Source organism: Aureimonas sp. Leaf324 (assembly GCF_001423245.1).
In the GTDB taxonomy this organism is placed as follows: domain Bacteria; phylum Pseudomonadota; class Alphaproteobacteria; order Rhizobiales; family Rhizobiaceae; genus Aureimonas.
In genome coordinates, this window is sequence record NZ_LMOH01000023.1 from 255121 (window position 1) to 275118 (window position 19998).

The window sequence follows — 19998 nt, forward strand, 5'->3', positions numbered from 1 at the left end:
AAAGAGCGGGGACCATAGCGACGGGGCCGAATCGCGTCCAGCCCGCGCGGCGTTCGATGGGGATGTGTTGCGCGGGCGCAACGGATCGTGTTGTGGGCTTGCCGCCGGTGATCTATTGAAGACGACAAGGGTTGCGCCCATGTCCGGCGCGGTATCGGAAGCCAGAGTCTCGTCATGACCCAGCGCCACGCGGAAATTCTCGTCATCGGCTCCGGCCCGGCCGGATACACGGCCGCGATCTATGCCGCGCGCGCCATGATGAAGCCGCTGCTCGTCGCCGGCCTGCAGGAGGGCGGACAGCTCACCATCACCTCCGACGTGGAGAACTATCCCGGCTATCGCGACCCGATCGCCGGCCCGTTCCTGATGGAGGAGATGAAGCAGCAGGCGCTCAACGTCGGCGCCGAGATGGCGGCCGACCTGATCGTCGAGGCCGACCTCTCGCGCCGCCCGTTCTCGTTCCGCGGCGACAGCGGCACGACCTACACGGCGGATGCCGTCATCATCGCGACCGGCGCGCAAGCGCGCTGGCTCGGTCTCGAATCGGAAGCCGCCTTCCAGGGCTTCGGCGTCTCGGCCTGCGCCACCTGCGACGGCTTCTTCTATCGCGGCAAGGACGTGGTGGTGGTCGGCGGCGGCAACACGGCGGTCGAGGAAGCGCTGTATCTCTCGAACATCGCCAAGTCCGTCACCGTGGTGCACCGTCGCGACGGGTTCCGTGCCGAGCGCATCCTGCAGAACCGCCTGTTCGCCAAGGACAACGTCGAGGTCGTCTGGAACGCGGAGGTCGCCGAGGTGCTCGGCAACCTCAAGCCGATGAAATCGGTGACGGGCGTGCGGCTGCGCGATCGCATGTCGGGAGAGACGCGCGACATCGCGACCGACGGTGTCTTCGTCGCCATCGGCCATGCGCCCGCGACCGAGGTCTTCGGCAACCAGCTTCGCCAGAAGGATGGCGGCTACCTCTGGGTCGAGCCGGGCACGACGCGCACCTCGATCGAGGGCGTGTTCGCGGCCGGCGACGTCGCGGACGACGTGTTCCGGCAGGCGGTCACCGCGGCCGGCCTCGGTTGCATGGCGGCGCTCGAGGCCGAGCGCTGGCTGACCGCGCAGGCCGTCACCGAAACGCGGCAAGCCGCCGAATAACGACGAACTCTTGAGGCTTCGGGGGAGGCTGCGGACCAATGGCGCTCGACTGGGACAAGCTGCGGATCTTCCACGCAGCCGCCGAAGCCGGGTCGTTCACCCATGCCGCGAACAGCTTGAACCTGTCGCAGTCCGCGATCTCGCGTCAGGTGGCGGCGCTCGAGCAGGAGATCGGCGCGCCCCTCTTCCACCGGCACGCGCGCGGCCTCGTCCTCTCCGAGCCGGGTGAGCTCCTCTACCAGACCGCGACCGACGTCCTGAAGCGGCTGGAAACGGTGCGCATGCAGCTGACGGAAACGCGCGAGAAGCCGCAGGGCAAGCTGCGCGTCACCACCACGGTCGGCCTTGGCTCCGGCTGGTTGACGCAGCGCGCGCAGGAGTTCCTGGAGCTCTATCCCGAGCTCGAGTTGCAGCTCGTCTTCGACAACGAGGAGATCGATCTGACGATGCGCAAGGCGGACGCGGCGATCCGCCTGCGCCAGCCGCAGCAGCCCGATCTCATTCAGCGCCGCCTCTTCACGGTGCATCTCCACGTCTATGCCGCGCCGAGCTACCTCGCCCGCTACGGCACGCCGGAGACGAGCGACGATCTCGACCGGCACCGCATCATCACCTTCGGCGAGCCGGCGCCGAACTACCTGCGCAACCTCAACGCGCTGGAGACCGCGGGGCTTCCCGAGGGCCAGAGCCGCGCGCCGATCCTCCAGATCAACAACCTGATGGCGATGAAGTCGGCGATCGAGCGCGGCATCGGCCTCGCCCTCCTGCCCGACTACATGATCGACAAGGACACGAAGCTGGTTCAGGTCCTGCCCGACCTCGACCTCGCGTCCTTCGACACCTACCTCTGCTATCCCGAACAGCTGCGCGACGCGGCCAAGCTGAAGGTCTTCCGCGATTTCCTGATCGGCAAAGCGCGCACCTGGTCCTACTGACGTCGCTCGCGCGAGGGCACAAGGCTCCCAAACGTTGCATGCGCTCACCGCATGCCTGACATGTCGAATGAACGATGGTCCTGCGTCCTCGCTCCTCTATAACTCTTCTCAGTCGGGTCGCGGAGGGCTTACCTCCTCCCAAGCTGCTTCGCTCCCGACTGTTTCCTCCCAAGGGTTTGCTTTTTCGAAAGCCCCTTATTTTTCGGCCGGGTTCTTCGTGAGCCCGGCTTTTTTCTTGCCCGCATCCCGGCGCCGCGCCGCCGTCACCGACCTTTCGTCGAATCGTCGTAAGGCTGCGCCATGACCACGCACCCCCTCGACCGGCCGAGCAGCGTCGGCGCCGTCTTCGGCGCGTTCCTCGTTCTCGGCCTTACCTCGTTTGGCGGCCCGATCGCCCATCTCGGCTATTTCCGTCGCGCCTTCGTCGAGAAGCGACGCTGGCTGGACGATGCGTCCTATGCCGACCTCGTCGCGCTTTGCCAGTTCCTGCCGGGGCCGACGTCGAGCCAAGTGGGCTTCGCGATCGGCCTCGCCCGCGCCGGCCCGCTCGGTGCGCTCGCCGCCTTCACCGGCTTTACGCTCCCGTCGGCGCTTCTCATGTTCGCCGCCGCGCTCGGCGCGGCCAGCATCGAGGGTCCGTTCGGCGCGGCGCTGCTCCACGGGTTGAAGCTCGCGGCCGTCGCGGTCGTCGCCGACGCGGTGCTCGGCATGGCGCGGACGCTGACGCCCGACCTGTCGCGCCGCGTGATCGCGCTCCTTGCCGCGGCGATCGTGCTTCTCGTCGCAAGCGCCTTCGCGCAGGTTCTGGCGATCGCCGCCGGCGCGCTCGCCTACCGCCTGCTCGGCCACGCCGCCGCCCTGCCTCCTGCGACGCAGCACCACGAGTTCGGCCTCTCCCCGCGCGCGGCCCTCATCGCGCTCGCGCTGTTCGCCGCCCTCGCGATCGCGCCGCCGCTACTTGCCGCGAACGGGGCGCTTTCCCTCATCGACCTCTTCGACGCCTTCTTCCGCAGCGGCTCGCTGGTCTTCGGTGGCGGTCATGTCGTCCTGCCGCTTCTAGAAGCCGAACTCGTGGCGCCCGGCTGGCTCGACATGTCGACCTTCCTTGCCGGCTACGGCGCGGCGCAGGCGATGCCGGGTCCACTCTTCACCGTCGCGGCCTTCCTCGGCGCGCTCGCAGCGCCCGCCCCCTCGCCCGCCGTCGGTGCGGCGGTCGCGCTCGCTGCGATCTTTCTGCCGGGCTTCTTGCTTCTCCTTGCGGCGCTCCCCGCCTGGACACGCCTTCGCGCCTCACCGGCCGCCCGTGCCATGCTGGCCGGTGCCAACGCCGCCGTGGTCGGCCTTCTCGCGGCTGCCCTCGTCGGACTGGTCCTCGGTGGCACGATCGCATCCCCGGCGGACGGGCTGATCGTCGCCCTCGCCTTCGCCGCGCTCCATGTCGCCCGCCTGCCACCGCTTCTCGTCGTCGCGGCAAGTGCAGGCGCTGCGCTGGTCGCTCAGCTCATCGCATGAAAAAGGGCGGCGGATCGCTCCGCCGCCCCGATCAACCTCGAGCTTTCGATGCGCTCAGCGCTGCAGGCTGCCGCAGAAGCGCTGGATGCGCGAGCAGGCTTCCTCGAGCAGCTCGTCCGACGTCGCATAGGACAGGCGGAAGTTCGGACCGAGGCCGAACGCCGTGCCATGGACGACCGCAACGCCCTCCTGCTCGAGGAGCGCGGTGACGAAATCCTCGTCGGTCGCGATCACCTTGCCGGCCTTGGTCTTCATGCCGATCGTGCCCTTGACCGAGGGGTAGACGTAGAACGCCCCCTCCGGCGACGGGCATTCGATGCCGCTCGCCTGGTTCAGCATCGACACCACGAGGTCGCGGCGGCGCTCGAACATGACGCGGTTCTTCGGGATGAAGTCCTGCGTGCCGTTCAGCGCCTCGACCGCCGCCCACTGTGCGATCGAGCAGGCGCCCGAGGTCTGCTGGCCCTGGATCATGTCCATCGCCTTGATCAACTTCAGCGGCCCGCCGGCATAGCCGATGCGCCAGCCGGTCATCGCATAGGCCTTCGAGACGCCGTTGATCGTGATCGTGCGCTCGTAGAGCGCCGGCTCGACCTGCGCCGGGGTGGCGAAGGTGAAGTCGCCGTAGACGAGATGCTCGTACATGTCGTCGGTCATCACCCACACATGCTCGTGGCGCATGAGGACGTCCGTCAGGCGCTTCAGCTCGTCATGGGTATAGGCCGCGCCCGTCGGGTTCGAGGGCGAGTTGAACAGGAACCACTTGGTCTTCGGCGTGATCGCCCGCTCCAGCGCCTCGGCCGTCAGCTTGAAGCCGTCCTCCTGGCGCGTCTCGACCACCACCGGCGTGCCGCCGCACAGCGACACCATCTCGGGATAGCTCACCCAGTAGGGCGCGGGGATGATCACCTCGTCGCCCGGGTTCAGCGTCGCCATGAAGGCGTTGAACAGGACGTGCTTGCCGCCGGTCGAGACGATGGTCTGCTCCGGCTTGTAGTCGAGGCCGTTCTCGCGCTTGAACTTCTTGGAGATCGCGTCGCGCAGCCGCGGGATGCCCGAGATCGGGGTGTACTTCGTCTCGCCGCGCGCGATCGCCTCGACCGCCGCCTGCTTGATGTTGTCGGGCGTGTCGAAGTCCGGCTCGCCGGCGCCGAGGCCGATGACGTCCATGCCCTGCGCTTTCAGCTCCCGCGCCTTCTGCGACACGGCGATCGTGGCGGAAGGCTTCACGCGGTCGAGGGAAGCGGCGAGGAAGGCCATGGAACGGCTCCGTTCTGAACTGACGAAGCGGGTCGAATTGGATCGCGCCCCACGCCGGACCCGCTGCCGACCGAGGCGGGCGGACCCTAGTCGCGCACCGTGTGCGGCGCAAGATGAAAGGACGTGGTGCCGGGCAAACCCCACCGTCTTCGGCGCGTCCGGGTCGCGCGCACGAAAAAGGCCCGCATCGTCTCCGATGCGGGCCCGATCGATCCAAGGATCGTGGATCAGTCGTGGTCGGGGAACACGGTGTCGAGATCGGTGTCCGGCGCGTTGGTCAGCGCCTCGCGCGTCAGCGTCGGGGCGTTGATGCGCATCTTGTTGCCGTCCATCGCCATCTGCAGCTCGGAGAAGTTCACGAGCACGTCCTTCTCGCCGATGCCGAGGAAGCCGCCGACCTCGATCACGGCCGCCGCAACGGTGCCGTCCGAGTTGATGACGAAGTCCTCGATCTCGCCGATCTTCTCGTTGTTGGCGCCGTAGACGTCCTTGTCGTCGAGGTCGCTGGCGAGGTGGCTCATCGACATCTGGCCGCTCGCGGGGGCCTGCACCGTGTAGAACGGACCGCCGGCAGCGGCCGTCGCGGGCGTCGTCGTGGTGGTCGCCGCCGGGGCCATCGTGCCGCCGGTCGTCGTGGTGGTGGAGGTCTGCGCGAGCGCGGCGCCGGTCATCAGGGTGGCAAGGCCGGCGGCGAGGACGAAGGACTTCATGAACAAACCTCTTGGCTGATATCTGCGACCAAAGCCCGCATGGGCCCGGCGCGTGTCAGCTAAAGGCACTGCGGCGTGATCGGTTCCAACGACCCGACGCGGATCGCGCCTCCGTCAGCTTGGCGGCCACAGACGCGGCCAGCTCTCCGGTCCGTCGCCCGCGTCGCCATCGCAGTCCTCCTTCTCTCTAGCCTCCACGAGCACGACCTGCGCCGTGTCGGGCTCGACGCGCCACGTGGAAAAGCGCCCGCAGTCGCCGATCCCGCGGCCCTTGAAGAAGGACGACAGCGTGTCGCCGTCGAGGTCAACGTTCCAGATCGCGAGATCGGCGGTCGGTCCCTCGGTGGTCATCCAGACCAGTGGCACGGCATCCGCCGTGCCGGCACCGTCGGAATACTGGTACAGCCGCGACGGGTAGTTGTAGGCGCCCGGCATGCCGCAGGCGATCACGAACAGACGGGTCCCCTCGCCCATCGGCATCGAGAACCCGAGGTCGGTCGCGTCGGCGACGTCGCCGCGGTCCGCGCAGTCGCCGCCGGCCTGCCAGAGCGCTCGCACCGGCGCGGGCAGGTCCTCGGGCGTCGCGATGTCGGCGGGCAGTCCGGCGCGGTCGGGCAAGGACTTGTCGCCCCGGTCCGTCAGGGCGGTGGGCGTGCCGATGCGCCCCTGGTCGTCGTCCATCTTGCGCAAGGCCGCCACGAGCCCGGACAGCGAGAACGTCTGCTCCAGCCGACCGGACGTCGTGTCGACGGCGGCACGCACCGTGGCCGCGTCGCGCATCCGGCCGAGAAGGTCGGGTGGGACGGACAAGCCCGAGCTGCGGATGCGGCCGGCCGCGTCCGCCTCGAAGGCGGATGCGGACAGCGACACCGGGTCGGCGCCCGCGACGGACAGCGTCACCGGACCGGCGATCGACGCATCGGACGGCAGCGACAGGACAAGCCGAAGCGGCGCATCCGCCGAGACCGAGCGTTCGAGACCCAGCCCGTAGAGCGCCGCGCCGGCCGGCGCGAAGGTCTCCGCCGTGCAGCGCAGTCCCGGCGTGCAGGTCAGCGCCCAGTCGCGGAACGTACCGCCCGTCTCAGCGGCGGCCGGCAACCCGGCCCCGAGAAGAGCGACGCAGGCCCAAAGTCTCGATCTCATCGCGTCCTCCCGAAGAACCCGCCGCAGGGTGCGCCGTCCGCGGGCTCCCTGACAAGTCGGTCGGCAAGTCCGCGCGATCTTTGTAGGATCAAGGCAAATTCAAGGAGCGCACGATGTCCGATTCGCCAGACAAGCCCACCGGCGACCTGATCATCCGGGTGCAGGCCATGCCGGCCGACAGCAATGCGGCCGGCGACATCTTCGGCGGCTGGGTCATGTCGCAGATGGATCTCGCGGCCGGCGTCCGCGGCGCCGAAAGGGTCGGCGGGCGCGTGGTGACCGCGGCGGTCCAGTCGCTCGCCTTCCGCAAGCCGGTGAAGATCGGCGACACACTCTGCGTCTACGCGCGGATCGAGAAGGTCGGCCGCACCTCGGTCACGCTGCACGTGGAGGCCTGGGCTCGTCGCTATCTCTCGCAGCGGCGCGAGCTCGTCACCGAAGGCAGCTTCGTGATGGTGGCGCTCGACGCGGCGGGGCAGCCGACTCCGATCCCGCCGGAGCTCGACTGAGCCCCTCGGCTCGCCCGCCTTCAAACGAAAACGCCCTCCGCAAAGGGAGGGCGTCCTGTCTCATGGCTGTCGGCGTCAGTTCGCCGGGGTCGGCGCGGGCGGCGGCGGGGTTTCGCCGGCCGGCGGCGTCACGAGGTCGGCCGGCGGCGGGGGAACCTGCGTCACCGGGGCTTCCGGACCACCGGCGGCGGGGCCACCACGAGCCATATCACGCGCGGAATCGATGATCGGCTTGGCCGCCTCGATGCAGCGGGCGAACGGCTCGTCGCCGCAGTCGACGCGGATCGTCTGACCACCACCGAGGCTGATCTCGAACCCGGCGCGCGGCGGCGGCGGGGGCGGCGGGCCACGGCGGCCGTCCGGACCATCCGGGCCGCGCATGTGGGGACCACGGTGGTCGCGGTCGCGCGGACCCCGATCATCGCGGTCGCGCATCTCGGCGCGATCACGGTCGCGATCCTTGTCCTTGTCGTCGTCCTTCTTGCGATCGCGGTCGCGCTCTTCGTCACGATCGCGATCGCCTGGACCGCGGTCGTCCGCGCGATCTTCGCGATCCATCGCCCAGCGATCGCCGCGCCGCACGTCGCGCATCGGCAGGTCGCCACGGTCGTCGCCACGATCGACGCGCTCGAGGCGGTCGCCGTAGTCGTCCATCTCCTGTGCGTGCGCCAGCGGCGCCGTGGTGGCCATGAGAACGGCCACAAGGGTCAAGGGCTTCAGCATCAACGTGTCCTATGCCAGGGCGTGCGGCGGCATACCGCACGCCGGCTGAAACGTGAGCCGTCGCGTTTCGTTGCCTGCGACGCGACATGCCGCTGCGGAAACTATTTTCCACCGGTCTGCTGAAGGCCGGTCCGGACCGTTTCCGACCGTCACACGGAGCGGCAAGGAAAGGCGCCTACTTGCAGATCGGGCGCAGCCGCGTCTTGGAATCGAGATGCAGGTGATCGGCATGGGCGCGGTTGTAGCCCGGCCCGAGCACCGTCCCGAAGTGACGGCAGCTCGCCTGGCGGATCTGGGTCTGGAACGGCTTCTCGCGCCAGGCGAATACGCCCTTCGGTTCGACCTTCACCACTGATCCGTCCGCGAACCGGAAGCCCCCGACGTCGAGCGCGTTGCCGCCGGCATGCTCCGAGATCGTGCGCGAGCCGGCGATGCGCGAACAGCGGTAGGACGAGAGGTTGATCAGCGCCGTCGGCTGCTTCCACAGCTTCCAGCGCGCAGCGGGCTTCACGTCGTCGCGCAGCCAGCGGGCGACATTCAGCGCGGTCTGGCAGTTGAGCGTCGCTGGCGGCGACATCGCGATGCCCTTGACCGCCACGCTCACGCGCACGGGATCCTCGATCCCGCAGGCCCGTCCCGAGGACACGGGCGAGATGTCGGTGAAGCGGACGCCGAGCTTCTGGAGCTCGCGCCGGCACATCGCCTCGGAGCGCGCCACCGGGCGATATCCGCTCGGCGTCTCGCTCTCCAGCGCGCCGCGCGGCGGGCGGGCGATCGGCGAGAGCGGGCGATCGCCGCCGAGCGAGGCCCAGCTCGGCACCGTGCTCTGACGCGCCGCCGGCTGCCGGGGTTTCGGCTCGGGCGGCGGTTCGACCTCCGGATCCGTCAGCCCCTCCCACGGATCGAAGCCGCTTTCGGGCAGTTCCGCCTCGGGCAGCGCCCCACCGTCGTCGATCACGCGTGGTGCTGCGAGCGGCTCCAGCGCGGCCTCCTGCATCTTGGGTGGCGCAGCTTCCTGAACGGGATAGGTGCGCCCGTAGTCGCCCGGCCCGCGCTCGGCGCTCGGCTCCGGTGCGGCATAGACGGGCTCGGGCACGGGATCGACGGCGGCCGGGCTCGGCGCATAGGCGGGAAGATCGGCGCCCGGCACCGGCGCCGGCGGCACAGGGCCGCCCCAGACGAGACGCGCGCCGGTCTGCGGATCGCGCGCGACGGGCAGTTCGCCCGGAATGTCGGCGGGGGGAACGGGCTTGAAATCCATGGCCCGCAGCGGGCGATCGGCGCTCGCCGCCGCGGACACGGCGACGGCGAGCGTGACGATACGCCATCCGGTTCGACTCGATACCATCCGGCTGGCCCTCAGTTCCGCGAAACTCGAGCGGACGAGACGGAGGATAGGGTCGGCTTGGTCAACGAATGATGAACGGGTTCGATCGAATGCGGATCAGAGCGCGACAGTGACGACCGTTGAATGGTTCGATCGCTCTTCGAGGCCCTTTCCATAAAGATCATTCGAGGTAAGGTTTCAATCAGCCACTAACCGGAGAGCGCTAAGACTCCAGCCCCTGAGCAGGAGTAGTCTTTTGGCGACACCATCGGAACCGTCGAAGTGGTGGAAGCCGCCCGCCCCTTCACCTGCCATCAAAAAGCTTCGGACGTGGCGAGCCCGCTGGCTGCTCGGGGTGATGGCCAGCGTATATCTGCTCGGCCCTTGGATGTCCCCGATCCAGGCGTCCGATGACCCGCATGATGCCTATATGTTCTTTTACGCCGTGCATGGCGTCGCGGGCGCCATCATCTGCGTAGCGGCGGTTTTCGCCATGAAGTTGTTAGGCGTGCCATTCGGGCGGCTGGAGCGCTGGCGCAAGAACCGCGTCACCATGCGCCGGATCAGCGCTCCCGCATATCCCACAACCGAGACGACGGATCGAGCCGATCGACGCGATAGCGTAGACATCTGAAATCCAGATGGGCTTTGGCCGGACGATCGCCAGAACGGCCTGCTCCAGGCGCATCGCCCCGCGCATCAGATGCTACTCCGTTCCCCCTTTATTCCGCCCCGCTCCCGGCCCATATTCGGCCCCATGGCCGATCCCAAGCAGTCCCCCAAGCGCTCGCCGCTTCTCGATTATTCCGACGCCTCCGAGCGCCTGCATCCGGGTTTCGGTGAGGCGCCACAGCCCGATCTCGACGGCACGCCGCTGACCGGCCCGCTGTCCGGCTGGGCGGATCAGATCGCGCAGGATCTGGAAGAGCAGGCCGAGCGCAAGGCCGCCGCGCCCGCCCGGAAGGCGAAGAAGCCTTCCGCCCCGGCGGACGCGCCGAAGTCAAAGCCCGGCAAGACCGCGCGCGGCACGTCGATGGGCTTCGCCAACTCGCCCGCCGAGCGCGCCCGCGCCGGCCTCAATCCCGTGTCCGGCATGAACGTCAGCCTGGAGGACGCGGCCGCGCTGCCCGAGAGCGGCGTCACCGCCACCGTCCAGGCGCTGCAGGACCTCATCACCTCCGGCAACCCGCTGTTCAAGAACGGCGAGCTCTGGATCCCGCATCGGCCGGAGCGTCCTTCGAAGTCCGAAGGCGGCCATGCCTTCCGCATTGCCTCGGAATACGAGCCGAAGGGCGACCAGCCGACGGCCATCGCCGACCTCGTGTCCGGCATCACCGAGCAGAACGACCAGACGCAGGTGCTCCTCGGCGTCACCGGCTCGGGCAAGACCTTCACCGTCGCCAACGTCATCGAGCGCACCCAGCGCCCGGCGCTGATCCTCGCGCCCAACAAGACGCTCGCGGCCCAGCTCTACGGCGAGTTCAAGAACTTCTTCCCCGACAACGCCGTCGAGTACTTCGTCTCCTACTACGACTACTATCAGCCGGAGGCCTACGTCCCGCGCTCCGACACGTTCATCGAGAAGGAATCCTCGATCAACGAGCAGATCGACCGCATGCGCCACGCCGCGACGCGCGCGCTGCTCGAGCGCGACGACGTCATCATCGTGGCCTCGGTCTCCTGCATCTACGGTATCGGCTCGGTCGAGACCTACACGGCGATGACGTTCCAGATGTCGGTCGGCGACCGGCTCGACCAGCGCCAGCTCCTCGCCGACCTCGTCGCCCAGCAATACAAGCGCCGCGACATGGATTTCGTGCGCGGCTCGTTCCGCGTGCGCGGCGACACGATCGAGATCTTCCCCGCCCACCTGGAGGATCGCGCCTGGCGCATCTCGCTCTTCGGCGACGAGATCGAGGCGATCCACGAGTTCGACCCGCTGACGGGCTCCAAGACCGACGACCTCAAGTCGGTGAAGATCTACGCCAACTCGCACTACGTCACGCCGCGCCCGACGCTGCAGCAGGCGGTGAAGTCGATCAAGGAGGAGCTGAAGCACCGCCTCGTCGAGCTGAACAAGGCCGGCCGCCTCCTCGAGGCCCAGCGGCTGGAGCAGCGCGTCACCTTCGACATCGAGATGATCGAGGCGACGGGCTCGTGCAACGGCATCGAGAACTACTCGCGCTACCTCACCGGCCGCCAGCCCGGCCACCCGCCGCCGACGCTGTTCGAATATCTGCCCGACAACGCCCTCGTCTTCATCGACGAGAGCCACGTCACCATCCCGCAGATCGGCGCGATGTACCGGGGCGACTTCCGCCGCAAGGCGACGCTGGCCGAATACGGCTTCCGCCTGCCCTCCTGCATGGACAACCGCCCGCTCCGCTTCGAGGAGTGGAACGCCATGCGCCCGCCCACCGTCGCGGTCTCGGCGACGCCCGGCAAGTGGGAACTGGAGGAGGCCGGCGGCGTCTTCGCCGAGCAGGTCATCCGCCCGACCGGCCTCACCGATCCCCCGATCGACATTCGGCCCGCCAAATCCCAGGTCGACGACCTCCTCGGCGAGATCCGCGAGGTCGCCGCCAAGGGCTACCGCGCCCTCGTCACCGTGCTCACCAAGCGCATGGCCGAGGACCTCACCGAGTATCTCCACGAGCAGGGCATCCGCGTGCGCTACATGCACTCGGACATCGACACGCTCGAGCGCATCGAGATCATCCGGGACCTGCGCCTCGGCGCCTTCGACGTGCTAGTCGGCATCAACCTCCTGCGCGAGGGCCTCGATATCCCCGAGTGCGGCCTCGTCGCCATCCTCGACGCCGACAAGGAGGGTTTCCTCCGCTCCGAGACCTCGCTGATCCAGACGATCGGCCGCGCCGCGCGCAACGTCGACGGCCGCGTCATCCTCTATGCCGACCAGGTGACGGGCTCGATGGAGCGCGCCATCGCCGAGACCAACCGTCGCCGCGACAAGCAGGAGGCCTACAACCGCGAGCACGGCATCACGCCGGAATCGGTGAAGGCCAAGATCGCCGACATTCTCGACAGCTACTACGAGAAGGATCACGTGCGCGTGCCGACCGGGGCCCACGCGGCCGAGGGCGCGCTCGTCGGCAACAACCTCAAGAGCCATCTGGAGCATCTGGAAAAGGAGATGCGGCACGCCGCGGCCGATCTCGACTTCGAGACCGCCGCGCGCCTGCGCGACGAGATCAAGCGCCTCCAGGCGACGGAGCTCGCCGTCGCCGACGACCCGATGGCGCGCGACCTCGACGTCGACATGTTCTCCGAGGGCGGCGGCAGCGCCAGATCGCGCGGCGGCCGCAAGAAGGGCGTGAACCACCAGAACCCGCGCTTCGGCCCCAACGGCGAGCCCCTCGCCGCCCGCATCAAGCCGCCCGCCGCGCGCGGCCACGCCGCCATCGGCGAGGTCCAGGGCCTGCGCTCCGACCGGGGCGACGGCGCCTCCTACTTCGCCAAGCCTTCGCTCGACGACATGGGCCCCGGCACCGACACGGCGACGCCCAACCGCACGCTCTTCCGCAAGAACACGCTGGACGAGATGACCGTCGGCCGCACGGAAAAGCCCCGCGCCTCAGGTCCCCTCCCCCCGAAGCCCGGCGACGACCTCAAGCCCATCCGCCGCGAGAAGATCGGGCTGGGCAGCTACGAGGACCCGGCGGATGAGAAGAAGCGCGGGAGGCGGAAGGCGAAGACGGGGCGGCCGGGAAGGTAGCAATCCTCAAGCGGCACGATGAGCCCTTGAATTTGTTCTGTTAAACAGACCTAATTATCTCATTTGGGAATGCGCTAAGCGCTGGGGGTTCTGTGAGCGCCGTAATCGACGAATCGTTGCCATTGAAACACGCTGATATGATAGCCGTTGTTTCACGAACGAATTTACGGAACGATTTCAACGGCTTCATGTTGCCCATCTTCGAAGCCATATCAAATAGCCTTCACGCAATTTTAGAGTCGTCATCTCCGCTTATTGGAATTCCGCGTATAGATATTGAGGTGTATTCAAGCCCATTGGTTGTCCGAGTACGAGACAACGGTCCTGGTCTTAACGTCAGGAATTTCGACGAGTTTCGGACTCCATTTACGGGCCATAAGCTTCGCAAGGGCGGAAAGGGATTTGGAAGATTTATTGCCTCCAAGGTCTTTGACTCAATCTCCTATGACTCTCAATACATGGCGGGAGATGGAGCAAGTGGACGAATTGCGTTTGATTTTAAGCTGGTCTCTCAGAATGAGTTTCAGTTTAGGCGACCATTTGACCCAAAGCTGCGCGAATCGGGTTGCACAGTTGAGTTTTCACAACTCCGCAAAGATTTCCAATGGGTAGAGGGTAAAATAACCGCAGAAGACTTCATCGATTCGATAGTTAGATATTTTCTGCCATATTTCGCTACTGGGAGAATGCCTAACATTGCCGTTAATTACAATGGCACAACCTATGATCCGCGCGATAGGTTTTCGGAGGCAATCAAAAGCGACACGACATCCATCGAAATGATTACAGTTAATGGTGAGCTCTTGCCGTTCGAGATTGGCGTATCAAAGTCGCCGAAGGGCAGCCTTTTCAATACTCATTCCATTCTGTTTTTTGCTGATGACCGAATCATCGGCAGCGGCCGCAACATAGAGCGAAAGATTGGAGCCCCCTTTTTCCTCGACGATCAAGGGAAACAAACAGTCGCAGTGATCACTGTGAAAAGCGATTATTTAGACACAAGAGCCAACAACGCTCGAACAGACATCGAAGCTCCTGAAGCCGAAATCGACGAGATTGTCTCGCACGTTACCTCTCAGCTTCTTTTGCAGGAAAAAGACTTCGTTCAGCGCAAGCGAAGCACCCAGCGGACGGATGTTGTTCATGTCCTCAAACGAAACCCGCTGCTTAGGGCATCGTTGCATGAGACCTCGTTAGATGATTACATTTCTTCGAAACCAATGAGTTGGTCAGCCGAGGAGTTCGTGTCCGATCTTTCTCTGAGACGCTACCGAAAACAGAGCAGTTGGGAGAGAGAGATTGAAAACGTTGTTAAAGACCCCAAACAAATGGAGGATCGCAGAAGGCAACTTCTAGATCGGATTGAGCAAGAGAACAGAGACTCTTTAGCCGCCTACGTTGTCCATAGGCGAACGGTCATTGATATCGCGCAGAAGGCAATTGGAATCCAGCCATCAGGAAAGATGAGCCTCGAGGATGTTTTCCACGATCTGGTTCACCCTCGGCATCAAGATATAAAGACAACAAAATTCTACGAGCATAACTTGTGGCTTATAGACGATCGCCTATCTTTCGTCTCGTATCTTTCCAGCGATCGAACCATTCATGGCGGCCGCCGAAGCCTTGGAGATAAAGTAGCAGACCTAGTTTTCTTTGATGACTGCTCTGTTTATCGAAATAAGGACGAAAGCTCCCTCGTATTAATCGAGTTTAAAAGGCCGGGACGGGATGACTATCGATTTGGCCCAGAAAAGTCAGATCCTGTAACGCAGGTGGTGAGTACGTCTGGAAAAATTCGAGAAACCAAGTCCCTCATAGCAACTGACGGATCGAGAATTGCCGTACCGGATGGAACAAAGATTTTTGCTTATATTGTCGCCGATTTAGAACCATCCCTAGTTGATGTTTATGAGAGCCACGATTTTGACGAGACATGGGATCGCAACGGTTATTATAAATATCACGATAAGAAAGACATATTCATCGAAGCATTGTCATATGAAAAGCTTATCGATAACGCCAAGAAGAGAAATACCGCGTTTTTCGATGTCTTGATGGGCGATATTCTCTAGATTTAGATATTATTTTCTTTCATAAACGGCCCAGGACGATAAAATCATTGATTGAGCGCTGGGCCGTGTGATTGTTGTAAGTACTCAGTTGCCCCAGTACCGATCCCGCCGTCGCTCCTCCCTCTCCCACCGACGCCGTTCCTCCCGCTCCCAGCGCTGCTGCGCCCGCTGGCGGCGCTCGTAGCGCTCCTGGCGACGGATCTGGCCGGGGCTGTAGAAGCCGCGCTCGCGGTTGATCTGGATCTGCGCGTCCACGCGGTCCTGCAGCCGCTGCTCGGCCGCGTTGCGCGGCGGGCCGGACGGCAGCACGAGGTCCTGCGCGGCGACCGGCAGGGCGGTCAGCGTCAGCGCCAGGGCGGAAAGGAGAAGGGTCGTTTTCATCGCTTGTGTTTCCTTGGGGGTATCGTCGTCTCGGGGAAGAGGACGCTCCGACGCCTGAACGGTTGCTGAAAGCGTCGGGTCGGGGTCGCCGGCGGCAGCGTGGTCGCCGGTGAGCGCTCGGGATCGAGCCCGACGCGGGGGATGCGGGATGCAAATGCCGCGTGGCCCACAGGCGACGCACAGGCATCCCGTCCCCTCGCGCCCTGCGAACGCTCTCCCGAACACATCGGCCTTCGAGCGCCGCACCGATTCGGAACAGCAAAGGGGCGCGGAAGCCATTCCGCTCCCGCGCCCCTCGCTCGGTTCCATCAGGCCACGGCCGCGGCCCGCCGCTTACCAGCGGTGATGGTTGCGCGCTGCGCGGTGAATGTTGCGGTTGGCGCGGTCCTGCATACGCTCGATCTTGCGGGCCGAGCGCGGGTCGACGTAACCGTTGTTGTAGTAGCGCGCCCGGCGCTCGACGCGCTCGATGCGGTGCTGCTGGCGGGCGAGGCGTCGCGCCTCCTTCGGCGTGATGCGGCCCGTGTGCAGCCCGCGCTCGATGCGGTCGTGCTGGCGATACTGGCGCACGTCCGACCGGTAGGTCTGCGCCATCGCCGGCATCGAGGTGGCGACGAGAATGCCCGAAAGGGCGAGGATCACGGTCTTCTTCATCGGATCAACTCCGTCCGTTGAATGGATGGCCTAGTAAGCCTCCAGCCACCTGAACGGTTCCTGAACCTGATCGTCATCCTGCCTTCAGATCGACGGCCGTCAGCGCGGCATGCCGTTGTCGCGCGTCGCCTTCTCGCGCCAGCTGTCGTTCGCCGTGATCGGCTTGTTGATCTCCGCGCAGCCGGCAAGAAGGGCGAGCGCGGTGAGGAGCATGAGGATACGGGGCAAGGGCAAGCGGCCTTTTGATTTCGCAGCCGCAGCGGCCGGGCGGGGCCGGCGGCGGGGTGCGGGGTGGACCGGCGGGCCCTTGGCGCCGCCCGTCGAGACGCGGCTCGCCGGACGATCGCCGGCCGCGCCGGAAGGCCCCGCCTATAGCGTCCGCGCGGGGGCATGGCGAGGCGCCCCTCCCCGTTTTCTCCCCGCCGCTGCCGTCCGGCCCTAACCTTCCGCCCATCGCCGCCCCATCGAACAGGCGCGAATGATCACCGGGATCGTTCGGAGGGGCTGGCGGGCGGTGTCCGCGACACGCCCCCTGCCGGAGGGGACCGTGGCCCGGACGGTTCTGGCAAGTCCGGTTCAGCCTCCAATACGAGAGGCGCTCGRTGGCGGGGTCTCGCACACCCTGCCGAACCGCAAACACCGCGCGGGTCGCCGGAGGCGGACCACTTTTGTTTTCTACCCACGGAGGTTCGCCTCCGGCGGCCCGTCGCCTGTTCCCCGAACGGCGACCGACAGGTAGCCCCCACGAAAAAGCCCGGCCACCGAGGTGGCGCGGGCCGCTTTCGCGCGTCCGTCGTCGGGACGCTTATTCCGGCTCCTGCCCCGGCACGAGCCCGCCCGACGGCGTCGAGGCCTCGACCGAAGGCGTCCGCCCGTTCACCAGCGGCACCGACGAGGCCTTGCCCGTCGCATCCCCCAGACCGAACGCGGCCGGATAGCCGTAGTTGTCCGTCTGCAGCACCACGCGCCCGTCCGGCAGCACGACCTCGCGCACCACCTGTTCGCGCTCGCGCGGCGACAGGATCGTGCCCGACTCGCGCGGATCGTTGGCGAGCGCCGGAAACGCGGCGATCAGGAGCGCCAATCCGGCGCTGGCGTAGAGGCATTCCTTCATCGTCGTCCACCCTGGCTGGGGCGCCGGGCTGAAAGCAAGCCGCGCGGCGCCGATTGTGTCGTTGGGGTGGCAACGGTCGGGCAAAGCCTTGAGTTCCCTCGACAAAGTGCAAGAAAAAGGCCCGCCGGAGCGGGCCTCGATCACATCGCCGTGCGGGGGTCGGCGGGCGATCAGCCGCCGCTCGCCGAGGTGCCGCCCAGCGGGATGCCGATGCCGCTGCGACCGCCTTCCGGGATCGCGCCCGGCACGCGCGTCAGCGCGTTGCCCGCCGAGCCCGACGCGTCCGGCGTCATGTTGCCGTAGGCGCCGATGCCGTTCTGCAGGCCGCCCGCGCCGCGCGGGCCGCGGTCGCCGCCCGCCGTTCCGATATCCATGCCGACGCCCGGCAGCCCTTGCGCCGGCTGCGACACCGAGCGGGTCTGGCGGACGTCGTCCGTCGCCATCGACGACTGCGCCGCGGCGGGCGCGGCAAGGCCGGCGGCGAGAAGGAGTGCGGAAGCGATCGGCCGGAACATGGGACAAGTCCTTCGGAATGAGTCTGCTGCAGTAATGCCACGATTGGTGCCTTCGTTCCCACGAAAAACGCCGCCCCGCGGCAAGGCGGGGCGGCGTCGGCATCCCTCGATCGGGGTAGGCCCGGATCAGTCCGGCGTCTGGCCCGGTACGATGCCGCCCGACGGGGTCGAGCTGCTCGCCGCCGCGCCCGCGGCCGGGTCCATCCCTTGCGTCGGCGTGCCGTTGGCCATCGGCGCTTCCGGCGTCGTCGAGCTGGTGGACGTGTCGTCCATGCCCATCGCCGCGCCGCCCGTCGGGGCCGCCGTGTTGCCGGTGCGCGCCGCGTCGCCCATCGCGTCCGCACCGCCCGTCGTGGTGGTGCCGGTCGCGCCCGCCGGCGGCATCATCGTCGTGCCGCCCGAGGTCGAGCCACCGTCGGTGGACTGCGCGAGCGCCGGGGCGGCGAGGAAGGCCAGGGCGGCCGTGGCGGTCAGGATCCGCTTCATGTTCGTTCTCCCTATCGTTGGTCCCCGTCAGGGGGTTCGGGAGAAGAAGCGCCGCCGGCCGCGATCGTTCCGGCGGTTTTCGTGACCCGGCCAAGGGTCCGCCGCCCCACCGAAAAGGGGGCGTCGCCGCGTCGGCGGCGGGGCGAAACCGAGGCGCTGACCATTTGGTCAGTCTAACGATCTATCTCCACTTGGGCGTCACAAAGCAGACCAAATGGACACGGGCGGCGGACAGGAACGGGGCGGCTGAAACTTTCGCTTGCAAAGTCAAGCGAGTGCTTGCACACTTTTCTTGTTCGGGCAATTTCGCGAACTCGGGTGATGGACGAATTGCGTATCGGGGGCGCATCCCTCGAGTGGGCCGTGAAAGCGGGCCGCGATGTATCTGTTCCTTTTCCTCGCATCAAGACTTGCCTGCAAACCCCGTAAGGGGACCATACATAGCCCAAGGAAAAGGGTATACGACATGTCTCAGACCGGCACGGTCAAGTTCTTCAACACCGAGAAGGGCTTTGGTTTCATCAAGCCCGACAACGGTGGCGCCGACATCTTCGTCCACATCTCCGCGGTTCAGGCTTCGGGCCTGCCGGGTCTGGTCGAGAACCAGAAGGTCTCCTATGAGACCGAGCCGGACAAGCGCGGCAAGGGCCCCAAGGCCGTGAACCTCGAGGCGGCCGACTGAGCCTGCCCACCCGCGGCCCGGCTCGTCCGGCTGCCCTTCCCATTCTGAAACGGCCCGCCGCACCTCGGCGGGCCGTTTTGCGTGTTAACTCCGTTTTAACTCATTCCCCCCGCACGTTTGACTTGGAAGCCCCCTCACACAATCCTTAATGGAGGATTAACGAGGCAGGACGTCAGATGAAGCGGATTCTCCAGGCGCTCGCCGCAGCCCTCGCCGTCAACGCGCCCGAGGCCGCGTCGGCCCTCGACGGCGGGCTGACGCTCGATCGCTACCCGGCGGTCGCCCGCGGCAGCAACGATACCAGCATCGCGCCCGCCGTCAGCGGCCACGCCCGGTACGAGCGGTCCACCGCCGAGGAATACGACCGCTACACTCGCGGCGAGGCCGTCCGCGGCGGGCGCCACGGTTCCGTTCATCACGTCGGCGACGACCTCTATCGTCGAGGCGACCAACGCTGGAACGAGGGCAGCCGCTACCGCCGGATCGGCTCCTTCGTCGATGTGAGCACCTACGGCGGGGCCATCGAGCGTGGCAGCTTCTACGGGACTGCGGGAACCGCGAACTCGTCCGTGATCGTCGTCGGCCTGCCGACGGATGCGACCGCTCTGCCCTCGGTGCGTTACGGCGGTCTCGGCGGTGGTCCGAAGATCCTGAACGTCCATGCCGATCGCCTCGACCGCCAACCCTACGGCAAGGACGGTCTGGCCGTCGCGCATGTCGGGACCGCCAAGATCATCCGCATCGCTCCGGACTTCCGCAGGGGGCGCGACCTGCCGTCCGCCTCCGAGGCGGACGAGAACGCGCCGACGCCGTTTGCCGAACTGCCGCCGGAGGAGCGCGCGGTGACGGTGTTCCCTGATCCCGAAGCGATCGAGCGCCCGGTCGATCCGCCGGCCTCGCGCCGCGCGGCGGTCGCCGCACCGGCGACCGGTGGCGCTGTGGAAGCCTCAACCCCGGCGGGCGCGGTTCTGGAGCCGTGGTCGGCCGAATGGCTGCGCGACTGCGTGGCGCACCATCCGAACTTCGACGCCTCGCTCGGCACCTACACCAACGAGGCGGGCCAGCGACGCTTCTGCACCAGCGAGCCCTGAAC

20 protein-coding genes are annotated in these 19998 nt (G+C 66.5%); 9 read left to right on the forward strand and 11 right to left on the reverse strand.

What is annotated here, in order from left to right:
* Positions 1-174: 174 nt before the first annotated feature.
* From trxB to chrA, 3 genes are all read left to right on the forward strand, one after another.
* Positions 175-1146: a thioredoxin-disulfide reductase gene (trxB, locus tag ASF65_RS13465; RefSeq protein ID WP_055890102.1), complete on the forward strand. Its 972-nt coding sequence runs from the start codon at positions 175-177 to the stop codon at positions 1144-1146.
* 38 nt (positions 1147-1184) lie between these two features.
* The gene (locus tag ASF65_RS13470) at positions 1185-2081 is read left to right on the forward strand and encodes a LysR family transcriptional regulator (protein WP_055890105.1); all 897 of its coding nucleotides are present in this window, start codon (positions 1185-1187) and stop codon (positions 2079-2081) included.
* A gap of 300 nt (positions 2082-2381) precedes the next feature.
* Positions 2382-3593 (forward strand): chromate efflux transporter, encoded by a 1212-nt coding sequence (gene chrA / locus ASF65_RS13475; RefSeq protein ID WP_055890107.1) that lies wholly within the window; start codon positions 2382-2384, stop codon positions 3591-3593.
* A 54-nt stretch (positions 3594-3647) separates the two neighbouring features.
* Here the strand turns inward: chrA and ASF65_RS13480 are convergent, their stop codons facing one another.
* From ASF65_RS13480 to ASF65_RS13490, 3 genes are all read right to left on the reverse strand, one after another.
* Positions 3648-4853 (reverse strand): pyridoxal phosphate-dependent aminotransferase, encoded by a 1206-nt coding sequence (locus ASF65_RS13480; protein ID WP_055890109.1) that lies wholly within the window; start codon positions 4851-4853, stop codon positions 3648-3650.
* A gap of 227 nt (positions 4854-5080) precedes the next feature.
* The gene (locus ASF65_RS13485) at positions 5081-5563 is read right to left on the reverse strand and encodes a PRC-barrel domain-containing protein (RefSeq protein ID WP_055890110.1); all 483 of its coding nucleotides are present in this window, start codon (positions 5561-5563) and stop codon (positions 5081-5083) included.
* Positions 5564-5677: 114 nt separating this feature from the next.
* A complete protein-coding gene (locus ASF65_RS13490) occupies positions 5678-6706 on the reverse strand; it encodes a DUF1176 domain-containing protein (protein ID WP_082505572.1) in 1029 nt (342 codons plus the stop codon).
* A 113-nt stretch (positions 6707-6819) separates the two neighbouring features.
* Between ASF65_RS13490 and ASF65_RS13495 the strand changes: the two genes are divergently transcribed.
* The gene (locus tag ASF65_RS13495; RefSeq protein ID WP_055890114.1) at positions 6820-7215 is read left to right on the forward strand and encodes an acyl-CoA thioesterase; all 396 of its coding nucleotides are present in this window, start codon (positions 6820-6822) and stop codon (positions 7213-7215) included.
* A gap of 75 nt (positions 7216-7290) precedes the next feature.
* Here ASF65_RS13495 and ASF65_RS13500 read toward each other — a convergent pair whose 3' ends face one another.
* On the reverse strand, positions 7291-7938 hold the full coding sequence (locus ASF65_RS13500) for a hypothetical protein (RefSeq protein WP_055890116.1): 648 nt from the start codon (positions 7936-7938) through the stop codon (positions 7291-7293).
* Positions 7939-8113: 175 nt separating this feature from the next.
* On the reverse strand, positions 8114-9286 hold the full coding sequence (locus ASF65_RS13505) for an extensin family protein (protein ID WP_244486663.1): 1173 nt from the start codon (positions 9284-9286) through the stop codon (positions 8114-8116).
* 235 nt (positions 9287-9521) lie between these two features.
* Here ASF65_RS13505 and ASF65_RS13510 point away from each other — a divergent pair, with 235 nt between their 5' ends.
* From ASF65_RS13510 to ASF65_RS21500, 3 genes are all read left to right on the forward strand, one after another.
* Positions 9522-9899 (forward strand): hypothetical protein, encoded by a 378-nt coding sequence (locus ASF65_RS13510; RefSeq protein WP_156369314.1) that lies wholly within the window; start codon positions 9522-9524, stop codon positions 9897-9899.
* A gap of 123 nt (positions 9900-10022) precedes the next feature.
* On the forward strand, positions 10023-13001 hold the full coding sequence (gene uvrB / locus ASF65_RS13515) for an excinuclease ABC subunit UvrB (RefSeq protein WP_055890120.1): 2979 nt from the start codon (positions 10023-10025) through the stop codon (positions 12999-13001).
* 188 nt (positions 13002-13189) lie between these two features.
* Positions 13190-15073 carry an ATP-binding protein gene (locus ASF65_RS21500; protein WP_162239495.1) on the forward strand — a complete coding sequence of 628 codons (1884 nt, stop codon included), beginning with the start codon at positions 13190-13192 and terminating at the stop codon, positions 15071-15073.
* 84 nt (positions 15074-15157) lie between these two features.
* Here the strand turns inward: ASF65_RS21500 and ASF65_RS13520 are convergent, their stop codons facing one another.
* The 6 genes from ASF65_RS13520 to ASF65_RS13540 all read right to left on the reverse strand — a co-directional run bounded on the left by ASF65_RS13520 (position 15158) and on the right by ASF65_RS13540 (position 18223).
* Positions 15158-15454 (reverse strand): hypothetical protein, encoded by a 297-nt coding sequence (locus ASF65_RS13520; RefSeq protein ID WP_055890122.1) that lies wholly within the window; start codon positions 15452-15454, stop codon positions 15158-15160.
* Positions 15455-15787: 333 nt separating this feature from the next.
* Positions 15788-16108: a hypothetical protein gene (locus ASF65_RS13525; protein ID WP_055890123.1), complete on the reverse strand. Its 321-nt coding sequence runs from the start codon at positions 16106-16108 to the stop codon at positions 15788-15790.
* Between the two features lie 99 nt (positions 16109-16207).
* The gene (locus tag ASF65_RS22285) at positions 16208-16336 is read right to left on the reverse strand and encodes a hypothetical protein (protein ID WP_280137634.1); all 129 of its coding nucleotides are present in this window, start codon (positions 16334-16336) and stop codon (positions 16208-16210) included.
* A gap of 577 nt (positions 16337-16913) precedes the next feature.
* Positions 16914-17222: a hypothetical protein gene (locus ASF65_RS13530; protein ID WP_055890124.1), complete on the reverse strand. Its 309-nt coding sequence runs from the start codon at positions 17220-17222 to the stop codon at positions 16914-16916.
* A gap of 170 nt (positions 17223-17392) precedes the next feature.
* On the reverse strand, positions 17393-17737 hold the full coding sequence (locus ASF65_RS13535) for a hypothetical protein (RefSeq protein WP_055890125.1): 345 nt from the start codon (positions 17735-17737) through the stop codon (positions 17393-17395).
* A gap of 126 nt (positions 17738-17863) precedes the next feature.
* Positions 17864-18223 (reverse strand): hypothetical protein, encoded by a 360-nt coding sequence (locus ASF65_RS13540; protein WP_055890127.1) that lies wholly within the window; start codon positions 18221-18223, stop codon positions 17864-17866.
* Positions 18224-18689: 466 nt separating this feature from the next.
* On the opposite strand from ASF65_RS13540, the gene ASF65_RS13545 reads away from it, so the two are divergent.
* Positions 18690-18905 carry a cold-shock protein gene (locus ASF65_RS13545; RefSeq protein WP_055890128.1) on the forward strand — a complete coding sequence of 72 codons (216 nt, stop codon included), beginning with the start codon at positions 18690-18692 and terminating at the stop codon, positions 18903-18905.
* Between the two features lie 176 nt (positions 18906-19081).
* A complete protein-coding gene (locus tag ASF65_RS13550) occupies positions 19082-19996 on the forward strand; it encodes a hypothetical protein (RefSeq protein WP_055890131.1) in 915 nt (304 codons plus the stop codon).
* Positions 19997-19998 lie beyond the last annotated feature (2 nt).